This window comes from Virgisporangium aurantiacum (genome assembly GCF_016863635.1).
GTDB lineage: Bacteria > Actinomycetota > Actinomycetes > Mycobacteriales > Micromonosporaceae > Virgisporangium > Virgisporangium aurantiacum.
On sequence record NZ_BOPG01000043.1, the window covers coordinates 44,508 to 67,790 of the forward strand.

General features: G+C 72.2%; 22 protein-coding genes and 1 pseudogene. 16 read left to right on the forward strand and 7 right to left on the reverse strand.

The annotated features are described in order from the left end of the window. Positions 1–13 precede the first annotated feature (13 nt). The gene (gene ppc / locus Vau01_RS31410) at positions 14–2,752 is read right to left on the reverse strand and encodes a phosphoenolpyruvate carboxylase (protein ID WP_239151991.1); all 2,739 of its coding nucleotides are present in this window, start codon (positions 2,750–2,752) and stop codon (positions 14–16) included. A 49-nt stretch (positions 2,753–2,801) separates the two neighbouring features. Between ppc and Vau01_RS31415 the strand changes: the two genes are divergently transcribed. Together Vau01_RS31415 and Vau01_RS31420 are read left to right on the forward strand one after the other, a co-directional pair. Next, entirely contained in the window at positions 2,802–3,167 is a 366-nt protein-coding gene (locus Vau01_RS31415; protein ID WP_204000076.1) for a VOC family protein, read from the forward strand. 75 nt (positions 3,168–3,242) lie between these two features. Further along, positions 3,243–3,902 carry a DedA family protein gene (locus tag Vau01_RS31420; RefSeq protein ID WP_204000079.1) on the forward strand — a complete coding sequence of 220 codons (660 nt, stop codon included), beginning with the start codon at positions 3,243–3,245 and terminating at the stop codon, positions 3,900–3,902. Here Vau01_RS31420 and Vau01_RS31425 read toward each other — a convergent pair. Both Vau01_RS31425 and Vau01_RS31430 read right to left on the reverse strand, forming a co-directional pair. Continuing rightward, positions 3,887–4,531 (reverse strand): response regulator, encoded by a 645-nt coding sequence (locus Vau01_RS31425; RefSeq protein ID WP_204000081.1) that lies wholly within the window; start codon positions 4,529–4,531, stop codon positions 3,887–3,889. The two genes, Vau01_RS31420 and Vau01_RS31425, sit on opposite strands and share 16 nt — an antisense overlap. Continuing rightward, complete coding sequence (locus tag Vau01_RS31430) at positions 4,522–5,670, reverse strand: sensor histidine kinase (protein ID WP_239151992.1); 1,149 nt, start codon at positions 5,668–5,670, stop codon at positions 4,522–4,524. Before Vau01_RS31430 ends, Vau01_RS31425 begins: the two co-directional genes overlap by 10 nt. A gap of 98 nt (positions 5,671–5,768) precedes the next feature. On the opposite strand from Vau01_RS31430, the gene mfd reads away from it, so the two are divergent. Genes mfd through Vau01_RS63635 form a run of 5 tightly spaced genes read left to right on the forward strand, consistent with a single transcriptional unit; the run spans position 5,769 to position 12,432 of the window. Continuing rightward, positions 5,769–9,371: a transcription-repair coupling factor gene (gene mfd / locus Vau01_RS31435; protein ID WP_204000082.1), complete on the forward strand. Its 3,603-nt coding sequence runs from the start codon at positions 5,769–5,771 to the stop codon at positions 9,369–9,371. Further along, the gene (locus Vau01_RS31440; protein ID WP_204000084.1) at positions 9,371–10,150 is read left to right on the forward strand and encodes a helix-turn-helix domain-containing protein; all 780 of its coding nucleotides are present in this window, start codon (positions 9,371–9,373) and stop codon (positions 10,148–10,150) included. The genes mfd and Vau01_RS31440 overlap by 1 nt, the downstream gene beginning before the upstream one ends. Before the next feature lie 29 nt (positions 10,151–10,179). Next, positions 10,180–10,737: a TIGR03086 family metal-binding protein gene (locus Vau01_RS31445; RefSeq protein ID WP_204000085.1), complete on the forward strand. Its 558-nt coding sequence runs from the start codon at positions 10,180–10,182 to the stop codon at positions 10,735–10,737. A 36-nt stretch (positions 10,738–10,773) separates the two neighbouring features. Then, positions 10,774–11,433, forward strand: coding sequence for a hypothetical protein (locus Vau01_RS31450; RefSeq protein WP_204000090.1), 660 nt, complete (start codon positions 10,774–10,776; stop codon positions 11,431–11,433). Next, positions 11,434–12,432, forward strand: a complete 999-nt coding sequence (locus Vau01_RS63635) for a nucleoside triphosphate pyrophosphohydrolase (RefSeq protein ID WP_239151993.1) — start codon at positions 11,434–11,436, stop codon at positions 12,430–12,432. A 12-nt stretch (positions 12,433–12,444) separates the two neighbouring features. Here Vau01_RS63635 and Vau01_RS31455 read toward each other — a convergent pair. Further along, positions 12,445–13,224, reverse strand: a pseudogene (locus Vau01_RS31455) (DMT family transporter); the annotation flags it as partial. A 100-nt stretch (positions 13,225–13,324) separates the two neighbouring features. On the opposite strand from Vau01_RS31455, the gene Vau01_RS31460 reads away from it, so the two are divergent. Continuing rightward, positions 13,325–14,944, forward strand: a complete 1,620-nt coding sequence (locus Vau01_RS31460) for a DUF885 domain-containing protein (protein WP_204000099.1) — start codon at positions 13,325–13,327, stop codon at positions 14,942–14,944. Here the strand turns inward: Vau01_RS31460 and Vau01_RS31465 are convergent. After that, positions 14,941–15,639: a hypothetical protein gene (locus tag Vau01_RS31465; protein ID WP_204000102.1), complete on the reverse strand. Its 699-nt coding sequence runs from the start codon at positions 15,637–15,639 to the stop codon at positions 14,941–14,943. The two genes, Vau01_RS31460 and Vau01_RS31465, sit on opposite strands and share 4 nt — an antisense overlap. A 97-nt stretch (positions 15,640–15,736) precedes the next feature. On the opposite strand from Vau01_RS31465, the gene eno reads away from it, so the two are divergent. The 3 genes from eno to Vau01_RS31480 are packed head-to-tail and all read left to right on the forward strand — an operon-like array spanning position 15,737 to position 18,239. Beyond that, positions 15,737–17,020, forward strand: a complete 1,284-nt coding sequence (gene eno, locus Vau01_RS31470) for a phosphopyruvate hydratase (protein WP_204000105.1) — start codon at positions 15,737–15,739, stop codon at positions 17,018–17,020. 56 nt (positions 17,021–17,076) lie between these two features. Then, positions 17,077–17,730 (forward strand): septum formation initiator family protein, encoded by a 654-nt coding sequence (locus Vau01_RS31475; protein WP_204000107.1) that lies wholly within the window; start codon positions 17,077–17,079, stop codon positions 17,728–17,730. Beyond that, positions 17,727–18,239, forward strand: coding sequence for a DUF501 domain-containing protein (locus Vau01_RS31480; RefSeq protein ID WP_204000110.1), 513 nt, complete (start codon positions 17,727–17,729; stop codon positions 18,237–18,239). The genes Vau01_RS31475 and Vau01_RS31480 overlap by 4 nt, the downstream gene beginning before the upstream one ends. On the opposite strand, the gene Vau01_RS31485 is transcribed toward Vau01_RS31480, so the two are convergent. Further along, positions 18,219–19,145: an RNA ligase family protein gene (locus Vau01_RS31485; protein WP_204000112.1), complete on the reverse strand. Its 927-nt coding sequence runs from the start codon at positions 19,143–19,145 to the stop codon at positions 18,219–18,221. The two genes, Vau01_RS31480 and Vau01_RS31485, sit on opposite strands and share 21 nt — an antisense overlap. A 42-nt stretch (positions 19,146–19,187) precedes the next feature. On the opposite strand from Vau01_RS31485, the gene Vau01_RS31490 reads away from it, so the two are divergent. Genes Vau01_RS31490 through Vau01_RS31500 form a run of 3 tightly spaced genes read left to right on the forward strand, consistent with a single transcriptional unit; the run spans position 19,188 to position 21,091 of the window. Continuing rightward, positions 19,188–19,700, forward strand: a complete 513-nt coding sequence (locus tag Vau01_RS31490; RefSeq protein WP_239151995.1) for an amino-acid N-acetyltransferase — start codon at positions 19,188–19,190, stop codon at positions 19,698–19,700. Beyond that, on the forward strand, positions 19,697–20,623 hold the full coding sequence (locus tag Vau01_RS31495; RefSeq protein ID WP_204000118.1) for a Ppx/GppA phosphatase family protein: 927 nt from the start codon (positions 19,697–19,699) through the stop codon (positions 20,621–20,623). Before Vau01_RS31490 ends, Vau01_RS31495 begins: the two co-directional genes overlap by 4 nt. A 42-nt stretch (positions 20,624–20,665) precedes the next feature. Further along, positions 20,666–21,091, forward strand: a complete 426-nt coding sequence (locus tag Vau01_RS31500; RefSeq protein ID WP_204000119.1) for a hypothetical protein — start codon at positions 20,666–20,668, stop codon at positions 21,089–21,091. Here Vau01_RS31500 and Vau01_RS31505 read toward each other — a convergent pair. Next, complete coding sequence (locus Vau01_RS31505; protein ID WP_204000123.1) at positions 21,088–21,510, reverse strand: hypothetical protein; 423 nt, start codon at positions 21,508–21,510, stop codon at positions 21,088–21,090. The two genes, Vau01_RS31500 and Vau01_RS31505, sit on opposite strands and share 4 nt — an antisense overlap. A 143-nt stretch (positions 21,511–21,653) precedes the next feature. Here Vau01_RS31505 and Vau01_RS63640 point away from each other — a divergent pair, with 143 nt between their 5' ends. After that, a complete protein-coding gene (locus tag Vau01_RS63640; protein ID WP_239151996.1) occupies positions 21,654–22,547 on the forward strand; it encodes an LppU/SCO3897 family protein in 894 nt (297 codons plus the stop codon). Next, positions 22,544–23,272, forward strand: a complete 729-nt coding sequence (locus Vau01_RS31515) for a uracil-DNA glycosylase (protein WP_275423971.1) — start codon at positions 22,544–22,546, stop codon at positions 23,270–23,272. The genes Vau01_RS63640 and Vau01_RS31515 overlap by 4 nt, the downstream gene beginning before the upstream one ends. Positions 23,273–23,283: the final 11 nt, after the last annotated feature.

Below are 23,283 nucleotides of genomic sequence, written 5' to 3' on the forward strand. Positions count from 1 at the left end.
CCTTACGGTTCGCTTACCCGGTGTTGCGCAGCCCCGCCGCGATCCCGTTGACGGTCGTGAGCAGCGCCCGCTGCAGCGTCGGGTCCGCCGGCGTCCGCGGGTCGTTCTCGGCCCGGTACCTGCGCAGCAGCGCCACCTGCAGGTGGTGCAGCGGCTCCAGGTACGTGTCCCGGACGGCCAGCGTGCGGCGCAGCACCGGCTGGCGTTCCAGCAGCTTCGACTCGCCGGTCAGCGCGAGGATCTCGGCCACGGTCCGGTCGTACTCCTCGCGGATGCGGTCGAACAGCGGTCGCAGCCGCTCCGGCACCAGCGCCGCCACGTACCGCGAGGCGATCGCGAGGTCGGTCTTGAAGAGCATCATCTCGACGTTGGAGAGGAACGTCTGGAAGAAGAACCAGCGTTCGTGCATCTCCTTCAGCTGGTCGCCCAGCCCGGCGTCACGGGCGGCGGCCAGGCCCGTGCCGACGCCGTACCAGCCGGGGATGATCTGCCGGGTCTGCGTCCAGCCGAACACCCACGGGATCGCGCGCAGCCCGCCGAGGCCGGCGCCGCTGTCGGGACGCTTGGCCGGGCGCGAGCCGATGTTCAGCGCGCCGAGCAGTTCGGTGGGCGTCGACGCCCAGAAGTACGCCGGAAGATCGGGCTCCTCCACCAGTTGCCGGTAGCGGCGGAACGCCGCTCCGGAGACGGTCGACATCACGTCGTCCCATTTCGAGAGGTCCTCGGCGGGGAACCGGGCCTCGGTGTGCAGCAGGGCGCTGCGCAGGACGGCGGCGACCGTGAGTTCCAGGTTGTCGCGGGCCAGGCTCGGCAGCGTGTACTTGTCCGAGATCACCTCGCCCTGTTCGGTGACCTTGATCGCGCCGTCGAGCGTGCCGAACGGCTGGGCCAGGATCGCCTCGTGGGTGGGGCCGCCGCCGCGTCCGACGGTGCCGCCGCGGCCGTGGAAGAGCCGGAGCCGCACCCCGTGCCGGGCCGCGACATCGCGCAGCGCCCGCTGCGCGCGGTGAATGCTCCATTGGGACGTCGTGATGCCGGCCTCCTTGTTGGAGTCGGAATAGCCGAGCATCACCTCCTGCACGTCTCCCCGGGCCCGCACCACCGCGCGGTAGGGCTCGATCGTGAGCAACTGGTCGAGCAGCGGGCCGGCGTTGTCGAGTTCGGCGGTCGTCTCCAGCAGCGGCACGAACCCGATCCGCGCCCGCTCGCCGCCGAGATCCACCAACCCCGCCTCGCGGGCCAGAATCACCGGCGCCAGCAGGTCGTCGGCGCCCTGCGTCATCGAGACGATGTACGACTCGACCACCTCCGGCCCGAACCGCTCCTGGCTGCGGCGGATCGTGCGGAACACGTCGAACGTCTTGCGGGCGCCGTCGGTGAGCGGGGTGTCGACGCCGCTGAGCGGGCGCCGGCTGGCGAGTTCCTTCGTCAGGGCCCGTAGCCGGCCGGCCCGGTCGAGCGTCGCGTAGTCGACCTCCCCGACCCGCTTGTACATCTGCGCCAGCACTTCGTGGTGGGCGTCGGCGTGCTCGCGGATGTCGAGCGTGGCGAGGCCCAGCCCGAACGCGGCCAGCGTGCGGATGGCCGAGGCGAGCCGGCCGGTGGCCGTCAACTGCCCGCCGTTGCGGGCCAGTGACGCGCGCATCAGTTCCAGGTCGGCGAGCAGTTCGCCGGTGCCGAGGTAGTCGCGGCCGGGCCGGTGCTCCGCGCCGGACGCCAGCCTCCTCCGCGTGTTGCCCAGCTTGAGGTGGATGCAGCGGGCCTTGAGCCGGTACGGCTCCTCGGCGTTCACGCGGCGGTACCGGTCGGCGAGTTCGGGCAGGGCGTCGAGGTCGGCGGCCAGGCTCGCGGCCAGGTCGAGCGAGATGCCGCGGACCCGACGGGACACGCTGAGCTCGTCGACGAGCCGGTCGGCGAGCCGTTCGGCCAGCCGGATGCCGTGCTCGTGCGCGATCAGCAGCACGTCGTGGGTGACGGCCGGGGTCACGTAGGGGTTGCCGTCGCGGTCGCCGCCGATCCACGATCCGAAGGTCAGGGGACGCGCGGTCGGCGAGAGCGGTACGCCGAGGTTGGCCAGCGTGTCGGCGAGGTCCTCCAGCACCGTCGGTGCGGCGGTGTCGGCGAGGTCGGCCAGGTAGTAGACGGCGTTGCGGGCCTCGTCGGCCGGTTCCGGGCGCTGCAGGCGCAGCTCGTCGGTCTGCCAGAGCAGGTCGATGACCTCGGCGAGCCGGCGGTCGGTGCCGCCGCGGTCGGTCCAGCCGTCGACGGCGGCCGCACGGGCCTCCCGTTCGAGTTCGGTGGCCACGGCGCGGAGCTTGGTGAGGATCGAGCGGCGCGCGGCCTCGGTCGGGTGCGCGGTGAATACGGGACGGATGGCCAACCGGCTGACCGCGGCGCTGACCTCCCGCACGCCGACGCCCCGGTCGGCGATCAACTTGGCGGCCCGGTCGAGCCAGCCGCCCGCCTCGCCGCGGGCCCGGCGCAGGTCGCGGGCGCGGTGCACCTGCTCGGTGATGTTGGCCAGGTGGAAGTACGTGGAGAAGGCGCGGGCCAGCATGATGCCGGTCGGCACGTCCATGGTCGCGAGACGTTCGGCGGCCGCGCCGCCGTCGACCCGCACGAGCGCGCGCACCTCTTCGACGAGGTCGAGCAGGGGCTGGCCCTCCTGGCGGGCGAGCGTCTGCCCGAGCAGGGTGCCGAGGCGGCGGATATCGGACCTAAGGGCGGCGTCGTACTCCGCGTCTTCCTTCACGTGGTCCGAGCGTAGTGGGCTCCTGTTTCCGGGTTGAACATAATGGGGCATGGCAGTCGGAGCCCTCGGGCAGGTGCACATCAGCGTCAGCGACGTCGACCGGTCGATCGAGTTCTACCGGGATGTGCTGGGGATCACGTTCCTGTTCCAGGTGCCGAACCAGCCGATGGCGTTCTTCCAGGCCGGCGACGTCCGGCTGTACCTGGGGACGCCGGAGTCGCCGGAGTTCGCCAGCAAGTGCGTCCTCTATTTCCGCGTCGACGACCTGGACGCCGAGTACAAACGCCTGGGCGAGGCGGGTGTGGCCTTCCTCGACGCGCCGCACGTGGTGCACCGCGACCCCGCCGGTGACCTGTGGATGGTCTTCCTCGTCGACCCCGACGGCCACCAGATCGGCTTGATGCAGACCCGCTGACCCTGGGGTAAACCACAGGTCGATTCGGCGGGGCGCCACATTACGGTCGGCATGATCCATTTCTAGGTTCGAGAGATGGATATCGCGGGCTGGGCCGTGTCGGTGATGGAGGCGTTGGGCGCGCCGGGTGCGGGGCTGCTCATCGCCCTGGAGAACCTGTTCCCGCCGTTACCGAGCGAGGTCATCCTGCCGCTCGCCGGGTTCAGCGCCAGCCAGGGCAACCTGAGTCTCACCGCCGCGTTGATCTGGACGACGGCCGGCTCGGTGGCCGGTGCGATCGTCCTGTACTGGATCGGTGCGCTCATCGGGCGCGACCGGTTGCGGCGCATCGTCGCGCGCATGCCGCTGCTCAAGCTGTCCGACGTCGACCGCACCGAGGCGTGGTTCGCCCGGCACGGCACCAAGGCCGTGTTCTTCGGGCGGTTCGTGCCGATCTTCCGGAGTCTCATCTCGGTGCCGGCCGGGGTGGAGCGCATGCGGTTCGGCGTCTTCCTGCTCTACACCGCGCTGGGCAGCGCGATCTGGAACACCGTGTTCGTGGTCGCCGGGTACGTGCTGGGCGAGAACTGGCACGTGATCGAGAGCTCGGTGGGCGTCTACTCGAAGATCGTCCTTGCGGCGGTCGCGGTCGCCGCGGTGGTGTTCGTGGTCGCGCGGGTGCGGCGCAACCGCCGCGAAAGGGCATTGGCGACGACGCGCGCGGTCGGCCGCGCCCGCGCCTACGACCCCAGGTAGCGCAGCACCGCCAGCACGCGGCGGCTGTAGCCGTCGGCGTCGGCCAGGTCGAGTTTGTCGAAGATCGCCTTGACGTGCTTCTCGACCGCGCTCTGCGACACGTGCAGCCGGGCGGCGATCGACGGGTTGTTGTGGCCCTGCGCCATCTCGGCGAGCACGTCCTGTTCGCGGGGCGTGAGCCGGCTCAGCGGGTCGGTGTGGGTGGTGCGGCGCAGCAGTTGCCGCACCACCTCCGGGTCGAACGCGGTGCCGCCGGAGCCCACCCGGGCAAGCGCCTCCAGGAACTCGCCGACGTCGGCGACCCGGTCCTTCAGCAGGTAGCCAACCCGCGCGCTCGCGCCCGTGAGCAGGTCGACGGCGTACTTCTGCTCGACGTACTGGGAGAGCACGAGCACACCGACCGACGGCCAGCGGCGCCGGATCTCCAGGGCCGCCCGGATGCCCTCGTCGGTGTGGGTCGGCGGCATCCGCACGTCGACCACCACCAGGTCGGGTTCCGCGGCGGAGACGGCCGCCAGCAGCGCCGCGCCGTCGCCGACCGCGGCGGCCACGTCGTACCCCTCGTCGGTGAGCATGCGACGCAGCCCGTCGCGCAGCAGCGCCGAGTCCTCGGCCAGGATCACCCGCACGGGAACTCCGCGGACACCACCGTCGGGCCGCCGACGGGGCTGTCGACGAGGAACCGGCCGTCGAGCGCGGCGACGCGACGGGCCAGCCCGGTGAGGCCGCTGCCGGCGGGATCGGCCCCGCCGGCGCCGTCGTCGGTGATCGTGACCAGCACCGCACCATCCTCGCCGGTTGCCACCGCGATGGAAATGCGGCCGGCCACAGCATGCTTGGTCGCGTTGGTGACCGCCTCCGACACCACGAAGTAGGCCGCCGCCTCGACCGGCGCCGGCGGCCGCTCCACCAACTCGTACCGGAGCGAGACCGGCACCGGGGAACGCTCCGCCACCCGGGCCAGCGCCTCCGCCAGACCCAGGTTGTCCAGCGCCGTCGGGTACACCCGCCAGGCCACCTCGCGCAGGTCGTCGAGGATCTGGCGCGACTCGTCGTGCGCCCGCTCGACGAGCTCCGCCGACCGGGTCGGATGGCGACGAGCCTGGCCGAGCAGCATGCCGAGGGCCACCAGCCGCTGCTGCACGCCGTCGTGCAGGTCGCGTTCGATGCGCCGGCGCTCGGCGTCGACCGCCTCGACCACCTCGGCGCGGCTGGTCGCCAGTTCCTCGATGCGCCGGCGCAGCGCGTCGGCGTCGGTGGGGCCGAGGAAGCGGCGGGCCAGCCGGCGCTCCAGGCGCACCACGCCGATCAGCCCCTGCAGCGCGAGAAACGCCAGCACCCCCGCGAACACGAACAGATACGCGGCGATCCACAGCTCGAACCGCATCCCGTCGGGCGTGCCGCCGGTGGCCCACATCCACGTGAACGCCACCATCGTGCCCGCGCCGTACGCGGTGAGCAGCAGGATCGCGCCGCCGAGCAGGCCCACCGGCCAGCGCACGCCGAGGTAGGCCAGGGCCCGTTCGCGCCCGTACCCCCGGTAGCCGGCGGCCTCGGCATCGCCGAGGAAGCGGCCGAGGCGCCACTGCTCCAGCCGCGTGAGCCGGATCACACCGGTGCTCACCAGCCGGAACACGGTGGCCCGCCCGGCGGGCCAGGCGAGCGTGGGCGCGATCACGAGGCCGGCGAGCGCCAGGCACGCCACCGCAACGAGCGCGGTGAGCATGCCGATGGCCAGGCCCGCCACCGCCCGCACCGCAACCCGCACACGGCCAGCGTAATGAGGGGACGCGGGTAGTCTTGGGGGCATCGAACCCCCCGGCTCCGCCGGTCTGGGGTCAACATGCCGTGCGCAAAGGATTAACGATGAAGCTCGCCGGCCTCCTGCCCGCGGCCCTGGCCGACCGCGCACTCGCCCGTACCAAGGACCTAGCGAACGGAAACCACCGGCAGCAGACCGACATCACGGCGCCGCCCGCGTCGCGTCCCTTCATCGTCGCCGCGATGGCTGAGAAAGAGGCGACGGGCCACCGAGTGGTGCTGGCCGTCACCGCGACCGGCCGGGAGGCCGACGATCTCGCCGACGCCCTCGGCTGCCTGCTGCCGCCCGACAGCGTCGCGGTGTACCCGGCCTGGGAGACGCTGCCGCACGAGCGCCTGTCGCCGCGGTCCGACACGGTCGGCCGTCGGCTGGCGGTGCTCCGGCGCCTCGCGCACCCCGGCAAGGAATCGCTGAAAGTGATCATCGCCCCGGTCCGGGCCGTGCTCCAGCCCCAGCTCAAGGGCCTCGGCGAGCTCGAACCGATCGAGCTGGAAACCGGCGGCACCCACGACCTCGACGGCATCGTGCAGCGGCTGGTCGACGTCGCCTATGCCCGGGTCGACCTGGTGACCAAGCGCGGCGAGTTCGCGGTGCGCGGCGGCATCCTCGACGTGTTCCCGCCCACCGAGGAGCACCCGCTGCGGGTCGAGTTCTGGGGTGACGAGGTGGAGGAGATCCGCACGTTCGCCGTCGCCGACCAGCGCACCATCGAGAAGGTCGAGCACCTCTACGCGCCGCCGTGCCGCGAGCTGCTGCTCACCGACGCGGTCCGGGCCAAGGCGAACCAGCTCACCACCGAGCACCCGCAGCTCAGCGAGATGCTCGACCGCATCGCCGCCGGCATCCCGGTGGAGGGCATGGAGAGCCTCGCGCCGGCGCTGCTCGACGGGTCGGACTCGCTGGAACTGCTGATCGACACGCTCCCCGAGAACACGCACATCCTGCTCTGCGACCCGGAGCGGATCCGCACCCGGGCGCACGACCTCACCCGTACCTCCGAGGAGTTTCTCCAGGCCAGCTGGGCCGCGGCCGCGGTCGGGGGCAAGGCGCCGGTGGACCTCGGGGCCGCGTCGTTCAGGACCCTCGCCGACGTGCGTGAGCACGCGAACCAGCTCGGTCACCCGTGGTGGTCGGTGAGCCCGTTCGGCCAGGTCGAGACCGTGAAGCCGCGCGAGGACGAGCCCTGGCGCGACCCCGACGAGGACATGCTGCCGGCGATCGCCGACGACGACACCCTCGTGCTGACGCTGGGCGCCCAGCCGGTGCCGCTGTACCACGGCGAGACCGGCCGCGTGGTCGACGACCTGAAGCGCTGGAGCGGCGACGGCTGGCGGGTCGCGGTGGTGTTCGCCGGCCACGGGCCCGCCGACCGGGCCGCCGAGGTGCTGCGTGACGCCGGCCTCGGTGTGTCCGTCGTCGAGAGCCTCGACGCCGAGCCGCCGAACGGCATCGTCACGATCACCACCGGCGGCCTCGACCACGGGTTCGTCGACGAGTCGGCGAAGCTGGCGATCGTCACCGGCAACGACATCTCCGGCGGGCGCGGTGCGTCGACGAAGGACATGCGCAGGATGCCGGCCCGCCGGCGCAACACCATCGACCCGCTGGAGCTGCGCGCCGGCGACTTCGTGGTGCACGAGCAGCACGGCATCGGCCGGTACGTCGAGATGGTGCAGCGCACGGTGAACGGCGCCGAGCGCGAGTACCTCGTCATCGAATATGCCCCGAGCAAGCGCAACCAGCCCGGCGACCGGCTGTTCGTACCCACCGACTCGCTCGACCAGCTCTCCCGCTACGTCGGCGGCGAGAACCCGTCGCTGCACAAGATGGGCGGCTCGGACTGGCAGAAGTCGAAGGCCCGCGCCCGCAAGGCGGTCCGCGAGATCGCCGCGCAGCTCATCCAGCTGTACGCGGCGCGGCAGAGCTCGAAGGGGCACGCGTTCGGCCCCGACACGCCGTGGCAGCGCGAGCTCGAAGACGCGTTCCCGTACACCGAGACCCCCGACCAGCTCGCCGCGATCGAGGAGGTCAAGGAGGACATGCGCAAGCAGGTCCCGATGGACCGGCTGATCTGCGGCGACGTCGGCTACGGCAAGACGGAGATCGCGGTGCGCGCGGCGTTCAAGGCGGTGCAGGACGGCAAGCAGGTGGCCGTCCTGGTGCCGACCACGCTGCTGGCGCAGCAGCACTTCAACACGTTCTCCGAGCGGATGGCCCAGTTCCCGGTGGTCATCAAGCAGCTCAGCCGGTTCATCCCGCCGAAGGAGAGCGCGATCACCCTGGAGGGCCTCGCCGCGGGCTCGGTCGACATCGTGATCGGCACCCACCGGCTGCTGCAGACGTCGACGAAGTTCAAGCACGTCGGGCTGATCATCGTCGACGAGGAGCAGCGGTTCGGCGTCGAGCACAAGGAGTACCTGAAGACGCTGCGGGCGTCCGTCGACGTCCTGTCGATGTCGGCCACGCCGATCCCGCGCACGCTGGAGATGGCGATCACCGGCATCCGGGAGATGTCGACGATCGCCACCCCGCCGGAGGAGCGCCACCCGGTGCTCACCTACGTCGGCGTGCAGGACGACAAGCAGGTGGCCGCCGCGATCCACCGCGAACTGCTGCGCGACGGCCAGGTCTTCTACCTGCACAACCGGGTCGAGTCGATCGAGCGGGCGGCGCGGCGGCTGCGCGAGCTGGTTCCGGAGGCCCGGGTCGCGGTCGCGCACGGCCAGATGGGCGAGGACGCGCTGGAGCGCATCATGGTCGGCTTCTGGGAGAAGGAGTTCGACGTCCTCGTCTGCACCACGATCGTCGAGAGCGGCATCGACATCGCCAACGCCAACACGTTGATCGTCGAGCGGGCCGACATGCTCGGCCTGTCGCAGTTGCACCAGATCCGCGGCCGGGTCGGCCGGGGCCGCGAGCGGGCCTACGCCTACTTCCTCTACCCGCCGGAGCGGCCGCTCACCGAGCAGGCCCACGAGCGGCTGGCCACGATCGCCCAGCACACCGAGCTGGGCGCCGGCATGTACGTCGCGATGAAGGACCTGGAGATCCGCGGCGCCGGCAACCTGCTCGGCGGCGAGCAGAGCGGCCACATCGAGGGCGTCGGCTTCGACCTGTACGTGCGGATGGTCGGCGAGGCGGTGCAGCAGTTCAAGGGCGAGGAGCCGGAGGAGGAGACCGAGGTCAAGGTCGACCTGCCGGTCGACGCGCACCTGCCGCTGGAGTACATCGGCTCGGAGCGGCTGCGGCTGGAGATGTACCGCAAGCTGGCCGGCGCCCGGTCGAACGAGGCGCTCGACGAGGTGGCGGCGGAGATGCGCGACCGGTACGGCGAGCCGCCGACGGAGGTGGCGAACCTGATCGCGGTGGCGCGTACGCGTCAACTGATCAAGGCGTACGGCGTCACCGACGTGTCGCTGCAGGGCCGGCACATCCGGTTCGGTCCGCTGGCGCTGCCCGACTCGAAGCAGATGCGGCTCAAGCGTCTCTACCCGGAGGCCGTCTACAAGCAGGCCACCGACACGGTGTCGCTGCCCCGGCCGATGACCGCCCGGGTGGGCGGCCAGCCGCTGCGCGACGTCGCCCTGCTCGACTGGGCGGCGGAGCTGCTGCGGTCGGTGCTGGGTGAGCCGGTGCCAGCGGCGTAATGCGTGACCCGCGCGAGGTCGGCGGCGGCTGGACGGCGTTCCAGGACCACTGGTACGGCGAGCCGGCCGCCGACCTCGCGCCGTACGTGGCGCACTACTGGGCCGTCTCGTGGGACCTGCGCGGCCAGCCGCCGTACCGGCAGAAGATCGTGCCGTACCCGCAGGTGCACCTGTCGTTCCTGACCGGCTCCGAAGACGCCGCGTTGGTGCGCGGGGTGGCCCGCGGGTTCGTCGTCCGCACGCTCGACGGGCGGGGCCGGGTCTTCGGGGTGGCGTTCCGCCCGGGATGCTTCCGGCCGCTGCTCCGGCGTCCCGTATCGACCATCACCGACCGCACGCTGCCGGCGGCCGAGATTTTCGACGGCGCCGCGCTTCCCGGCGAAGCGACCACAGCGACCGTCGACGCGTTCCTGCTCGCGCGCCGGCCCGCGCCCGACCCGGTGACGGAGACGGCCGCCGGCCTGGTCGACCGCATCGCCACCACCCCCGGGCTGACCCGGGTCGACGCGCTGGCCGCCGACGCCGGGCTCTCGGTCCGGTCGCTGCAGCGGCTGTTCTCCGAGTACGTCGGCGTCGCGCCGAAGTGGGTGATCCGCCGGTACCGGCTGCACGAGATCACCGAACGCCTCGCCGCCGGCACAGGTGTCGACTGGGCCGCGACCGCGGCCGAGCTGGGCTACGCCGACCAGGCCCACCTGACCCGGGACTTCACCAAGCTGGTCGGCGAGCCACCGACCGCCTACGCCGAGCGGTATCCGTCGCGTTTGTTCAAGACCTGAGCGGGCGGGCGTCGCTACGGTCGACCGCCATGCAGGAAAGCTCACTCATCGCGCTCGCCGTTCCGCCGACCCTCGCCGTGGTCCGGGCGATCCCCGCCGACCGGCTCGACGCGCCAACGCCGTGCGGCGACTGGACCGTCCAGGATCTCGTCGACCACCAGCTGCAGTGGGGTCCGGCGCTGGTCGCGGCGGCGCGCAAGGAACTGCTGACGCCGGATCCGGTCTCGAAAGGCGCGCCGGTCGACCTCGAACGGCATTTCGCGGCGCTCACCGCGGCCTGGAGCGAGCCCGCCGCCTGGACCGGCGTCACCCGGCTCGGCGGCCCGATGGAACTGCCCGCGGCGATGATCGGCGGCATGGTGCTCGGCGAGGTGGTGGTGCACGGCTGGGACCTCGCCGTGGCCACCGGCCAGCGTCCGGAGTGGCCGGCCGAGGTGCTGGAGTGCACCCACGAGGAGGTCGCGAAGACCGCTGAACAGGGCCGGGCGATGCACGTCTACGGCCCGGCCGTGGCGGTGCCGGACGACGCGCCGCTTCTCGACCGCATCCTCGGGTTGACCGGCCGCGACCCGAAATGGCGCCCTTGAGAAAGGTGCCCGATAAGGGCGTGAGAAGGTGACACCATGCCTTCGCCCCGTCGATCGGTCATCGTCGCTGTGCTCGTTCTCCTGGCCGGGCTCGGATTCGCCGGCTGCGGGCGGGCCCAGCCGGGGGTCGCCTTCTACATCGGCGACACCCGCTACACCGAGAAGCAGCTCGACGAGATGGTCGACGAGATCGTGGCGGCGGTGCCGGGCGTCGACGCCGCCGACCTCCGCGCCAGCGCGGTCAACGCGCTGGTGCTCCGCGACCTGGGCCGGCGGGTCGCCGAGGAGAAGTCGGTCACCGTGCCCGCGGCCGACTACGCCAGAACCGCGCAGCAGTTGCGCATGCCCGAGAACGCCGAGCTGACCCGCGTCACCGCCGAGTACACGGCGGTCGCCGGCGCGCTGGTCGAGACCACCGGCCCGGTGCAGGTGACCGACAAGGACATCAAGGGCATCTACGACGTGCTGCTGGAGGCCGCGGGCGACCAGCAACTGAAGCCGTACGACGAGGTGGCGAACATCCTGCGGTCGGACCCGGTCCTGCCGAAGGTGCTCGGGGTGCGCGACCTCCTCGTCGTGCACGCCGACAAGGTGGGCGTGGAGGTCAACCCCCGGTACCTCCCGCTGACGGTGGCGCTCGGCGAGGTGCCGGTGCCGCTCACCGACGGGATCGGCACCGTCGTCGACGAGTCCTGAGTGGCGCGCGTCGTCCTGCTGGTCACGTCGCCGCGGCTGCCGGCGGGCCTGCTCACCGCCGAGGCGTGGGACCTGGTCCGGGCGTTCCCGGTCCGGGCCGCCGCCGAGGGCGCGCAGGTGGCGGCGCTGCGCCACGCGGGGGTACCGGTGACGGTCGAAGCGCCGGATCCGCAGGTGCTGCTCGATGACGCCGACGCCCACGGCACAGTCGTGTGGCTGGCCGGCCCGACCGGCGACGAGGAGTTCGCGCGGTCGCTGGGGCTGCGGATCGCCCGCGAACCCGGCCGGGCCGAACTCGAGCTGATGTACGGGTCCTGGGATCCACCCGGTGCCCGCCTCCTCGACGCGGTCCAGGTGATGGCCCGCCTGGTCGCGCCCGACGGCGACCCGTGGAAGCGCTCGCAGACCCATCGCAGCCTCGCGCCGTACCTGCTGGAGGAGGCGTACGAGGCGTACGACGCGATCCTCACCGACGACCATGACGCGCTGCGCGAGGAGCTGGGCGACGTCCTGCTGCAGGTGGTGCTGCACGCCGGCCTGGCCGAGAACAACGGCGAAGGCTGGACCGTCGACGACGTCGCCGGTGGCCTCGTCGACAAGCTGATCCGCCGCAATCCCCACGTGTTCGCCGGCGCGGTGGTCGACGGGCTCGACGACATCGTCGCCAACTGGGAGCGGATCAAGAAGGCGGAGAAGGCCCGCGACTCGGTGCTCGACGGCGTCGCGCCGCACCAGCCCGCGCTGTCGCTGGCGGCGAAGGTGCTTGGCCGCGTCGCCAAGGCGGGCTTCGAGGCGCCCGCGCTACCCGGCGATGCCGACCTCGGCGCCGCGCTGCTGCGGCAGGTCGCCGACGCCGTCCGCGCCGGGCTCGACCCGGAGGCCGCCCTGCGCGCCGCCGTCCTCGGTTACATGGACCGGATCCGGGCTGTCGAGCGTGGACCCGCGCAGGCCGAGGACGAGACCGGCGGCGACGACGAGGACGCCGACGATCTGAACTAGCGCCGGCATCCGCTGGTCGATGAGCGCCGTCACCACCAACGAGACCGGTGGCAGCAGCCCGACGAACAGGCCCGCCCGCTCCGGGCCGAGCCGGTTCAGGCCGCCGTACCAGGCCAGGAACGCGATGACGGTCAGCAGCCCGCCGAGGTACGCGTAACCGGCCGCCTCGGCCGCGGTCGGCACCCGCCACCGGGCCGGCTCGCCGGCCACCACCAGCGCCACGGCCAGCATCGGCACGGCGAGCAGGCACGAGTACATCGACACCCGCAACGGTCCGAGGCGGGGCAGCAACGGCACGGCGAACAGCGAGAACAGCACCTCGCCGGCGAGCGTGCCGAGCGCGGCGGCCAGCCCGACCGGGTCGGCCGAGCCGCCGCCGTGCACCAGGGCGCCGCCGACGATCACCACAACGGCGGCGAGCAGCAGGAGGCCGCCGGGTCGCCGCCGCCGCAGCAGCGGACCCAGGATGGCGAGCACCAGCGGGGTGCCGCCGACGACCGTGCCGACCACCGCCGGGTCGGCGTGCCGCAGCGCGGTGAGCAGCAGCACGTTGAACAGCACCAGGCCGGTTGCGGCAAGGGCGACCAGGCGCACACCGTCACCCATCGACAGCCGCATCCGGGGCAGCCTGCGGATCCGGGCGATCGCGAGGAACGCGAGCGCCGCGAGCGCGTATCGACCGGCCTGGCCGGTGAGGTCGGGGAAGTCGAGAACCAGGCGCGAGACGGGCACCGAGGCGCCCAGGACGACCATGCCGAACGCGCACTGCAGAACTCCGGACCGGGTGAGCATGCGCCGACGCTACGACCGCTGCGGTCCATTCAAGAGGTCCAGAAACGCGCGAGGAATGTGGACCAATGGCGGGTAGGTCAACGCCGGGTAGGTTCTCTGCATGCCGCAGCAGTTCCTCAACAGCGCCGAGCGCATCGTCGACGCGATGCTCGGTGAGAGCCCCGCCCTCGCGCAGACCGCGGGCGACCACACCTACGACGACTGCCTGCCCGACTGGTCGCCCGATGCGGTCGCGGCGCACGTGCGGATCCTGCGGGATGCCGCCGACGCGCTGTCGCAGGTCGACACCGACGTGCTGCCGCCGGCCGAGGCGGTGGACTGCACCGTGCTGCTGGCCCGCGTCGAGCGGACGCTGTTCGAGCTGACCGAGGTGCGCGAGCACGAGTGGAACCCGCTGTGCCACAACCCCGGATCGCTGCTGCACCACCTGATCGAGCGGCCGTTCGCCCCGGTGGCCGAGCGGTTGGAGCCGCTCGCCGGCCGGCTGGGCGCGATCCCCGACGCGCTGGCGACCGCCCGCGAGGTGCTGGTCGACTGCCCGCGCGTCCACCTGGAGACCGCGATCGACCAGTTCACCGGCGTCGCCGGCCTGGTGCGCGGCGAGGTCGACCGGATGCTGGGCGAGGCGCCGGCACTGCGCGACAGGGTGGCGCCGGCGCAGGAGGCGGCGATCGCCGCGCTCGGTGAGTTCACCGGCTGGTTGCGGTCCAAGCTCGACGCCGCCGTCGATGCCCGCGACCCGCGGCTCGGCCGCCGGGTCTGGGAGGCCCGGCTCTGGCACACGCTCGACACCGACCTCACCGCCACGCAGATCCGCGACGCCGCCGCCACCAACCTGGGCAGGGTGCTGGAGGAGATCCGGGAGACCGCGGCGGCGATCACCGGCGGCCGACCGAGCGACGGGACGGTCCGCGAGGCGCTCGCCCGCGCCGCCGCCGACCGGCCGACCAACGAGACGATCGTCGGCCTGGCCCGCGTGGCGCTCACGGAGGCGACCGCGTTCGTCGACCAGTTCGAGCTGATGTCCCTGGTCGACGACCCGTGCGAGATCCGGGAGATGCCGGAGTTCGCCCGCGGCGTGGCGATCGCCTACTGCGACCCGCCGGGGCTGCTGGAGACCGCCGACGTCCCCACCTACTACTGCATCTCGCCGACGCCGACGAGCTGGTCCGCCGAGCGGGTCGACTCGTTCTACCGCGAGTACAACAACCAGATGGTGCGCAACCTCACGGTCCACGAGGCGATGCCGGGCCACTTCCTGCAACTGGCGCACGCCCGCCGGGCCGGCGGGTCGAAGAAGATCCGGGCGGTGTCGCGGTCGGGGTCGTTCGTCGAGGGGTGGGCGACCTACGCCGAGGAGCTGATGGCCGAGCACGGCTACGGCGGGCGCGAGGTCAGGTTGCAGCAGCTGAAGATGCAGCTGCGCATGACGATCAACGCGATCATCGACCAGGCCGTGCACTGCGACGGGATGACGCGCGACGAGGCGCTCGCGCTGATGCGCGACAGCGGGTTCCAGGAGGAGGGCGAGGCGGTCGGCAAGTGGCGGCGGGTGCTGCTTACGTCGACCCAGCTCTCGACGTACTTCGTGGGCTACACCGAGGTGGCGGCGATCGCCCGCGCCCGCCCGACCGGCACGGCCCTGCGCGCCTGGCACGACGCGATGCTCTCGCACGCGTCACCACCCCCGCGCCACCTGCGGACGCTCCTGGGGATCTAGTCGGTGCGCTGGTCGTCGATCTCGGCGCCGGCGGGCAGGTCGAACGTCGCCGCCTCGGCCGTGGGGGCGTAGCTGGTCAGCTCGAACGAGTACAGCCGGCCGCCGACCGTGCCGGTGAAGCTGCCGAGCAGGCCGCTCGCGGTGACGCACGTCGTGAACCCCGTCGGCCCGTGCACGCCCACGCACGTCGACGACTCGCCGGCGATGGTCTTCTGGTACCGCGTCACGGTGGCGCCGTCGACCATCGCGGTGCTCACCAGCCGCACGGCGGCGCTGGGCGCGACCAGCCCGGCCACGGCGTGGGTCGACGGGCTCGGCGTCGGGGTGGGCTGGCCCTCGCCGGACGTCGCGGCCAGCAGGTCGAGGGCGGGCTCGGTGCCCGGCGACGGCGGTGCCAGCAACGTGCACCGGTTGGCGTCGCATTTGGCCAGTTCCGTCTCGGTGAACACGGCCTTGCCACCCGGGTGGACGTACGCGGCCCGGCGTGGCTCCTGTGCCTGCGCGATCAGCGCCTCGTCGCCGCCGTCGAGCCGGTACTCTGCGGTGAAGGTGAGGTCACCGGCCTTGTCGAGCCGGGTAGCGAGATCGTTGAGCAGTTCCGGTTCGTCGGCGGCGGCACGGCCGCACCCGACCGGCGCGAGTAGCGCCACAGCCACGGTGAGTGCCGCGAAGAACCGTCCCCGCGCAGAATGCATGGCCTACACCTTGGACTGCGGGGGCTGTGCGTCGCAAATCCGCTCGGCGACTAGGCTGCTGGCCGGATCCAGGCACCAAACCTGAGGGGGAGCAGCCATGGGCACCATCGAAGCCGTCGTCGCCCGGGAAATTCTCGATTCCCGCGGCAACCCGACGGTCGAGGTCGAGATCGGTCTCGACGATGGCACCGTCGGGCGGGCCGCGGTGCCGTCGGGCGCGTCGACCGGCGCGTTCGAGGCGATCGAACTGCGTGACGGCGACCCCAAGCGGTACCTGGGCAAGGGCGTTCAGAAGGCGGTCGAGAACGTCACCGAGACCATCGCCGAGGAACTGCTGGGCTTCGACGCGAGCGACCAGCGGCTCATCGACCAGACGATGCTCGACCTCGACGGCACGCCCGACAAGTCGAACCTGGGCGCCAACGCGATCCTCGGCGTCTCGCTCGCCGTGGCCAAGGCCGCCGCCGACTCGGCGCTGCTGCCGCTGTACCGGTACGTGGGCGGCCCCAACGCGCACCTGCTGCCCGTGCCGATGATGAACATCGTCAACGGCGGCGCGCACGCCGACTCGAACGTCGACGTCCAGGAGTTCATGATCGCGCCGATCGGCGCCGCGACGTTCGCCGAGGCGCTGCGCTCCGGCGCCGAGGTCTACCACGCGCTGAAGTCGGTGCTGAAGAAGAAGGGCCTGTCGACCGGCCTGGGCGACGAGGGCGGCTTCGCGCCGAACCTGGAGACCAACCGCGCGGCGCTCGACCTGATCGCCGAGGCCGTCTCCGCCGCCGGCTACACGCTGGGGACCGACATCGCGCTCGCGATGGACGTGGCGGCCACCGAGTTCTTCGCCGACGGCACCTACACGTTCGAGGGCTCCGCCAAGAGCGCCGACGAGATGATCGCGTACTACACCGACCTGGTGAACAACTACCCGATCGTGTCGATCGAAGACCCGCTGGCCGAGGACGACTGGGCCGGCTGGGCCGCGCTCACCGCCGGGCTGGGCGACCGCATCCAGATCGTCGGCGACGACCTCTTCGTCACCAACCCGACCCGCATCGCGCGCGGCATTGAGGAGTCGGCGGCGAACGCGGTGCTGGTCAAGGTCAACCAGATCGGTTCGCTCACCGAGACGCTCGACGCGGTCGACCTGGCCCACCGGGCCGGCTTCCGCTGCATGATGAGCCACCGCTCGGGCGAGACCGAAGACGTCACGATCGCCGATCTCGCCGTCGCCACCGGCTGCGGCCAGATCAAGACCGGTGCGCCGGCCCGCTCGGACCGCGTCGCCAAGTACAACCAGCTGCTCCGGATCGAGGAACAGCTCGGCGACGCGGCGCGGTACGCGGGCCGGGCCGCTTTCCCCCGGTACCGTTCGTCCTGAGGTTCATGTTCCTCGTCGCCTCCCTCGGCGACAGATCTACCGTTTCAGGGGGTTTCATGCCGGCCAGTCGCGGTGGAGCGGCACCGCCGCCCCGTCGTGGCGGGCAGGGCCGCGGCACCGGCGCCGCTTCGGGGCGCCGGGCCGCGAGGTTCGAACCGGGTCGCGCTTCCCGCGCGGAGCCGGGCCGCTCGGCGCGGCCGATCCGGATGGACGCGGGACGCACCGCGTCGTCGTCGGCGGCGCGTCCGGCGCAACGGGGACGCCCCACCGCGGCCAGCCGTCCCGCCGGCGTGCGCCGCCCCAACACGGGTACCGCCGCGACGCGCACCCGGGCACCGCAACCGCGCCGGTTCACCGGCCGGGCCGCCGTGCTCGGGATGGTGCTGGTCGGGCTGCTGCTGGCCTACGCGTACCCGGTGCGGGTGTACCTGGCCCAGCAGGCCGAGATCGCCGGGCTCGAACAGCAGCAGCGCGAGCAGCGGGAGCGGATCGCCGGCCTCGCCGACGAGCGGGCCAAGTGGGACGACCCGGAGTTCGTGAAGGCGAAGGCCAAGAAGGAACTGCAGTACGTGCTGCCGGGCGAGATCTCGATCGTCCCGCTGCCCGACGCGGTGGCCGCCGGCGCGAGCCCGTCGGCCCAGCCCGACCCGGCCGCGGCCGACCCCTGGTACAAGAAGCTCTGGTCGAGCGTTGAAGTGGCCAACGGGTGACTGCCGACCCCGGCGGTCCCACGCGGGATCCGGCGACCCCGGCCGACCTCGACGCCGTGGCGGCACAACTCGGCCGCACCCCACGCGGCACCCGGTTCGTCGCGCACCGCTGCCCGTGCGGGCGTCCCACCGTCGTCGAGACCACGCCGCGCCTCCCTGACGGCACCCCGTTCCCGACGCTCTACTACCTGACCTGTCCGCGTGCGGTGTCGGAGTGCAGCCGCCTGGAGTCGGGCGGGCTGATGAAGGACCAGAACGCCCGGCTGGCGGAGGACCCGTCGCTGGCCGCGCGGTACGCCGACGCGCACAAGGACTACCTGACCCGCCGCGAGGCCGCCGGTCACGTGCCCGAGATCGCGGGTGTTTCGGCCGGCGGCATGCCCACGCGCGTCAAGTGCCTGCACGTCCACCTGGGCCATCGCCTGGCCGTCGGCCCCGGGATCAACCCGATCGGCGACGAGACCCTGGCCCTGATCGGCGAGTGGTGGTCAGAAGGCCCCTGCGTCTGAGTCGCCGGCCAGAGCCCGGATGTGGCCCTGGAGAGCGGCCTCGTCCGCCGCGGTGAGCGCGCCCATCGCGGCCGGGAACGCCTCGGCCAGGTCGATCATCACGTCGAGCGTGACCTCGTCGAGCAGGTCGGCGCCGGCGTCCGGGCCGACCTTGGACCGGGCGCTCGCCAGCCGTGGGCCGTTCACCATCGTCGCGGCTATCTCCCGTAGCTCGGCCGGGCTGAGGTGCAGCCACGGGTCCCATTTGCGGCTCGCGCTGAAGCGGTGCTCGTCGAACTCCGCGATCTTCAGCTTGCGGACCGGGCGGTCGGCCGGCGCCATCGGGGCGTCGGGACGCAGGACGACGCCCTCGGCGAGGTTGCCGTCGAGTTCGGGCAGGCCGAGCACGTGCGGCACCCGCGTCGGGAACCGGACCGGTACGGCGTCGATCGCGGTGCGGGTGCCGCGGGCCAGCAGCGGTACGACGTCGAGGCCGGCGTCGGCGGCGACCGCGGCCACCTCCGCGTACGGCAGGAACACGCCCGCGTCGCCGGGCTCGGCGTGACGGAGCACGTCGAACAGCGCGTACCGCACGGTGGGGGAGTACCAGACACCCGTCTGCACGGGCGCCATCCCGGGCGCGGCCGGCACGTCGGGATGCGGGTAGGCGCCGCCGTACAGCTCACCGAAGATCCGCACGGCCGCACCGCCCCGGCCCAATGCCGCCTCGGCGGCGAGCTGGAACCGGTCGCGGAGCAGTTGCCATCCGAAGAACGCCTCGTCCGGGCGCAGCCACGCCTTCCGCTTGCCCACGTGCAGCGCGCCCCCGTCGTAGCCCAGCACGAGTTGACCGCCGTGGATCTTCTCGGTGGCCACCCAGTCGCCGCCCACGGCGGCACCGCCGGTGGTGATCCTGGGATAGGTCATGTGCTCCACGCCCGCCATGGTGCGCGATCTACGCTAGGCGGCGTGGAGGTACTCACCCGGCGGGCCAGAACGCGAGACGTCCGTGAGATCCGGCGGCTGGTCGACACGTACTCCCAGCCGCGGATCATGCTGTCGAAGGCCACCGTCGCCCTGTACGAGGACGTGCAGGAGTTCCGGGTCGCCGAGCGGATCTCCGACGGTGCGGTCGTCGGGTGCGGCGCGCTGCACGTCATGTGGGAGGACCTCGCCGAGGTGCGCACGGTGGCGGTCGACCCCGACTGCCGGGGCCGGAAGATCGGCCACCGCATCGTCACCGAACTGATCGACACCGCCCGGGAACTGGGCGTGCGGCGGGTGTTCGTGCTGACGTTCGAGACGGCGTTCTTCGGCTCGCTCGGATTCGAGCCGATCGACGGCACGCCGGTGACCCACCAGGTGTTCGAGGAACTGCTGCGCTCCTACGACGAGGGCGTCGCCGAGTTCCTGGACCTGGAACGGGTCAAGCCCAACACGCTCGGGAACACCCGCATGCTGCTGCATCTGGAGGACCGTTGAGGGTCGCCGCCATCGACTGTGGCACCAACTCGATCCGGCTGCTGGTGGCCGACGTGACGGGGGAGCGGCTCACCGACGTCAGCCGCCGCATGGAGATCGTGCGGCTGGGCGAGGGCGTCGACCGCACGGGTCGACTGGCACCGGCGGCGATCGAGCGCACCCGCAAGGCGCTGGCCGGCTACACCGCCGAGTTGCGGGAGGCGGGCGCCGATCGGGTCCGGATGGTGGCCACCAGCGCCAGCCGCGACGCCGCCAACGCCGACGAGTTCCGCGCCATGGTGCTCGACACCCTGGGCGTCGAGCCCGAGGTGATCACCGGTGACGAGGAGGCCCGGCTGTCGTTCACCGGTGCCGTACGCGGGCTGGACGCACCCGGTCCTTACCTGGTGGTCGACATCGGCGGCGGGTCCACCGAATTCGTCACCGGCAGCCACGAGGTCGAGCACGCGATCAGCATCGACGTCGGGTGCGTGCGGATGACCGAGCGGCACCTGCCCGACGACCCGCCCGGCGCGTGCGAGGTGGCGGCGGCCCGGGCCGACGTCACCGCGGAGGTCGATCGCGCGCTCACGGCCGTCCACGCACATCCCGGCGATGGCGCCGAACGGACGCTCGTGGGTCTCGCCGGATCGGTGACCACGGTGACCGCGCTCGCCCTCGGCCTGCGGGAATACGACCCGGCGCGGATCCACCAGGCCCGGATCGACCGCCCCGCGGTCGAACGGGTGACCACCGAACTGCTGATCGCCACCCGCGCGGAACGCCTGGCCCTGCCGGTGATGCACCCCGGTCGGGCCGACGTGATCGGTGCCGGTGCGCTGATCCTGCAAGTGATCATGGAGCGGTTGGACGCCGCGGCGGTGATCGCCAGCGAACACGACATTCTCGACGGCATAGCTTTCAGTGCTGCCAGCATTCAGTGACGGCCTTGAGTGCGGTAAGGACCGGGCGTACCGTCGGGTGCCATGAAGTGGTGGTCGATCGAGGTCCGGGACGGGGTTCTTCCGGCGCAGCGCTGGAAGGACGGATACGGCGAGTCGCTGCTCGAAGCGGCGATCACGCACGGCGCCAAGCGGTGGGAGTGGACCCTCATGCCCGGCGGTGTGCTGCTCGAACTCGGCTTCCGGGAGGTTGACGACTGGGACCGGTTCCGGGAGCTCCCGGTGGTCAAGGCCGCGCTCGACGCGACACCCGACCCGGTCAACGGCCTGTACGTGTACCCCGGCCGGGGCGGCAGTTCCACGGCACCGAGCCGGCCGCGCAAGCCGCGCCCGATGGGTGCCGGATCGGCGGCCATGCCGGTGCCGGTCGAGCCGTCGTTGCCGATGCGGCTGGCCGAGACCGAGCCGCCGGTCGAGGTGCTGCGGGTGTTCCGGGGAGCGGCCGCCTAGGCGGTGCGGCGGACCTCGGCGCGGCTCTGTTCCCTCGGTTCGGCGTCGTCGCGCGACCACCACCAGCCGTAGGTCAGCGAGGCCTCGGCCGGAATCGTCATGAGAATGCGGGCCGGCATCGGGCCGTCGTACGCCGAGAAGACACCGGGCCGCGCCTCGAGAAAGCGGACCACGCCGGGCAGTTCCAGGCAGGCGACGTGCAGTTCCAGCCGGCCGCCCTCGCCGGCCGTGAGAACCGTGTGCTCGACGTGCTGGAGCCCGTGTGAGTCGCTGAACGCCTCATAGTCGAGCACCACGGCCCGGCCGCGGACGATCGGGGTGACCTGGATCCGGGCGATGAACGGCCCGCTCTCCATACCGTCGCCCCGGCCGCGGTACAGGCCGGGCGCCTTCGTAAGGCGTTGCAGCAGGTCGAACACCTCGACACCGTAACGGGCGGTGTCCAGTACAAGGTAGGTCGGACCAGGTTCGCGCAGAAACAGATCATGTGAGCCGGTACCGCACACGAAGGGTAGTGGCGCTACGGTGAGTACTGATCACAGTGATACTTGTCGGAGGACTCGTGTCTGACCAGCACCCACCGCCGTACGGCGACGGTTCCAACCAGCCGCCTTACCAACAGCCACCGGCTGGCGGCGGAGGGTACCCCCCGCCTCCGCAGCAGCCGCCACCGACCTCGGGAGCCGGCGCGGGCTACCCGCCGCCGCCCGGAGGCTTCCCGCCACCGACGTCGGGAGCCGGCGGATACCCGCCGCCGCCCGGCAACTTCCCACCACCCACCTCCGGTGCTCCCGCCGGTGGCTACCCGCCGGCGAACCCGCCCACCTCGGGCGGGGGCTTCACACCTCCGGGCGGCTATCCCCCACCGACCTCGGGCGCTCCCGGCGGCTTCCCGCCACCGGGCGGTTTTCCGCCGCCCGGGCAGGCACCCGGCGGGTTCCCCCCGCCCGGACAACAGCCACCCGGCCAGCCCGGGTACGACCCGAACACGTCGGCCACCGGGTTCGGCCCGCCCGGCTACGACCCCCACCAGCAGCAGTTCGGTGCCGCCCCGGGATCGCCGCTGCCACCGATGACCCCACCGGGTGGTGGCGGTAACAAGACGAAGATCATCCTCGCCGTGGCCGGCGCGGTGCTCCTGCTGCTCTGCATCGGCGGCGTGGCCTGGGGCATCATGTCGTTCGCGGGTGGCGGAGCGGCCGACGCCAAGGTCGGTGAGTGCCTCAGCGGCAAGTCGATCGACCGGAGTTCCGACCGGTTCCAGGAGACCGAGCTCGAGGTCGTCAAGTGCTCCGACGGCGACGCCCGGTACAAGGTCGTCGGCAAGGTGGAGGACAAGAAGCAGAACGAGGCCACCGAAGACGTGTGCCGCCAGTTCCAGGGCGCCGAGGTCATCTACTGGGAAGGCCAGGAGGGCGAGGCCGGCACGGTCCTCTGCCTGCAGACCAACAAGTGACCGAACAGAGCGTTCCCGGGCTCGCGCAGAGCTCGGGAACGCTGGCGGAGCTCGACGCCGCCGTCTCGAACTGCTTCGCGTGCCCGCGCCTGGTGGCCTGGCGGGAAGAGGTCGCCACCACCAAGCGCGCGGCGTTCCGCGACTGGACGTACTGGGGCCGTCCGGTGCCCGGCTTCGGCCCGCCCGACGCCCGCATCGGGATCCTCGGCCTGGCCCCGGCCGCACACGGCGGCAACCGCACCGGACGGGTGTTCACCGGCGACCGCTCCGGCGACGTCCTCTTCGCCGCCCTGCACCGGGCCGGCCTCGCGAACCAACCGACCAGCGTGAGCAGCGACGACGGGCTCACGCTGTACGACACCCGGATCTTCGCCGCGGTGCGCTGCGCGCCGCCGGCCAACGCGCCCACGCCTGAGGAGCGGGACACGTGCGCGCCCTGGCTGCACCGGGAATTCGAACTGCTGCGTACATCACTGCGGGTGGTCGTCGCGCTGGGCGCTTTCGCGTGGGCGGCATACTGGCCCGTACTGCGTTCGGTGTACGGCCGAACGGTGACACCGCGTCCGAAGTTCGGGCACGGCGTGTTGTGGCAGGCAGACAACGGTGATGCACCGGCGTTGCTCGGTTGTTACCACGTCAGCCAACAGAACACCTTTACCGGCAAGCTCACGCCGGTAATGCTGGACGACGTCATGGCCCGGGCAGTGGCGATCGCCCGGTCATGACGGTGGGGCCG

Coding starts and splice junctions, on each gene's coding strand:
- Vau01_RS31415 (WP_204000076.1), top strand. CDS start 2,802: ATGGCAGTCGGAGCCCTCGGGCAGGTGCACATCAGCGTCAGCGACGTC.
- Vau01_RS31420 (WP_204000079.1), top strand. CDS start 3,243: ATGGATATCGCGGGCTGGGCCGTGTCGGTGATGGAGGCGTTGGGCGCG.
- mfd (WP_204000082.1), top strand. CDS start 5,769: ATGAAGCTCGCCGGCCTCCTGCCCGCGGCCCTGGCCGACCGCGCACTC.
- Vau01_RS31440 (WP_204000084.1), top strand. CDS start 9,371: ATGCGTGACCCGCGCGAGGTCGGCGGCGGCTGGACGGCGTTCCAGGAC.
- Vau01_RS31445 (WP_204000085.1), top strand. CDS start 10,180: ATGCAGGAAAGCTCACTCATCGCGCTCGCCGTTCCGCCGACCCTCGCC.
- Vau01_RS31450 (WP_204000090.1), top strand. CDS start 10,774: ATGCCTTCGCCCCGTCGATCGGTCATCGTCGCTGTGCTCGTTCTCCTG.
- Vau01_RS31460 (WP_204000099.1), top strand. CDS start 13,325: ATGCCGCAGCAGTTCCTCAACAGCGCCGAGCGCATCGTCGACGCGATG.
- Vau01_RS31465 (WP_204000102.1), bottom strand. CDS start 15,639: ATGCATTCTGCGCGGGGACGGTTCTTCGCGGCACTCACCGTGGCTGTG.
- eno (WP_204000105.1), top strand. CDS start 15,737: ATGGGCACCATCGAAGCCGTCGTCGCCCGGGAAATTCTCGATTCCCGC.
- Vau01_RS31475 (WP_204000107.1), top strand. CDS start 17,077: ATGCCGGCCAGTCGCGGTGGAGCGGCACCGCCGCCCCGTCGTGGCGGG.
- Vau01_RS31485 (WP_204000112.1), bottom strand. CDS start 19,145: ATGACCTATCCCAGGATCACCACCGGCGGTGCCGCCGTGGGCGGCGAC.
- Vau01_RS31500 (WP_204000119.1), top strand. CDS start 20,666: ATGAAGTGGTGGTCGATCGAGGTCCGGGACGGGGTTCTTCCGGCGCAG.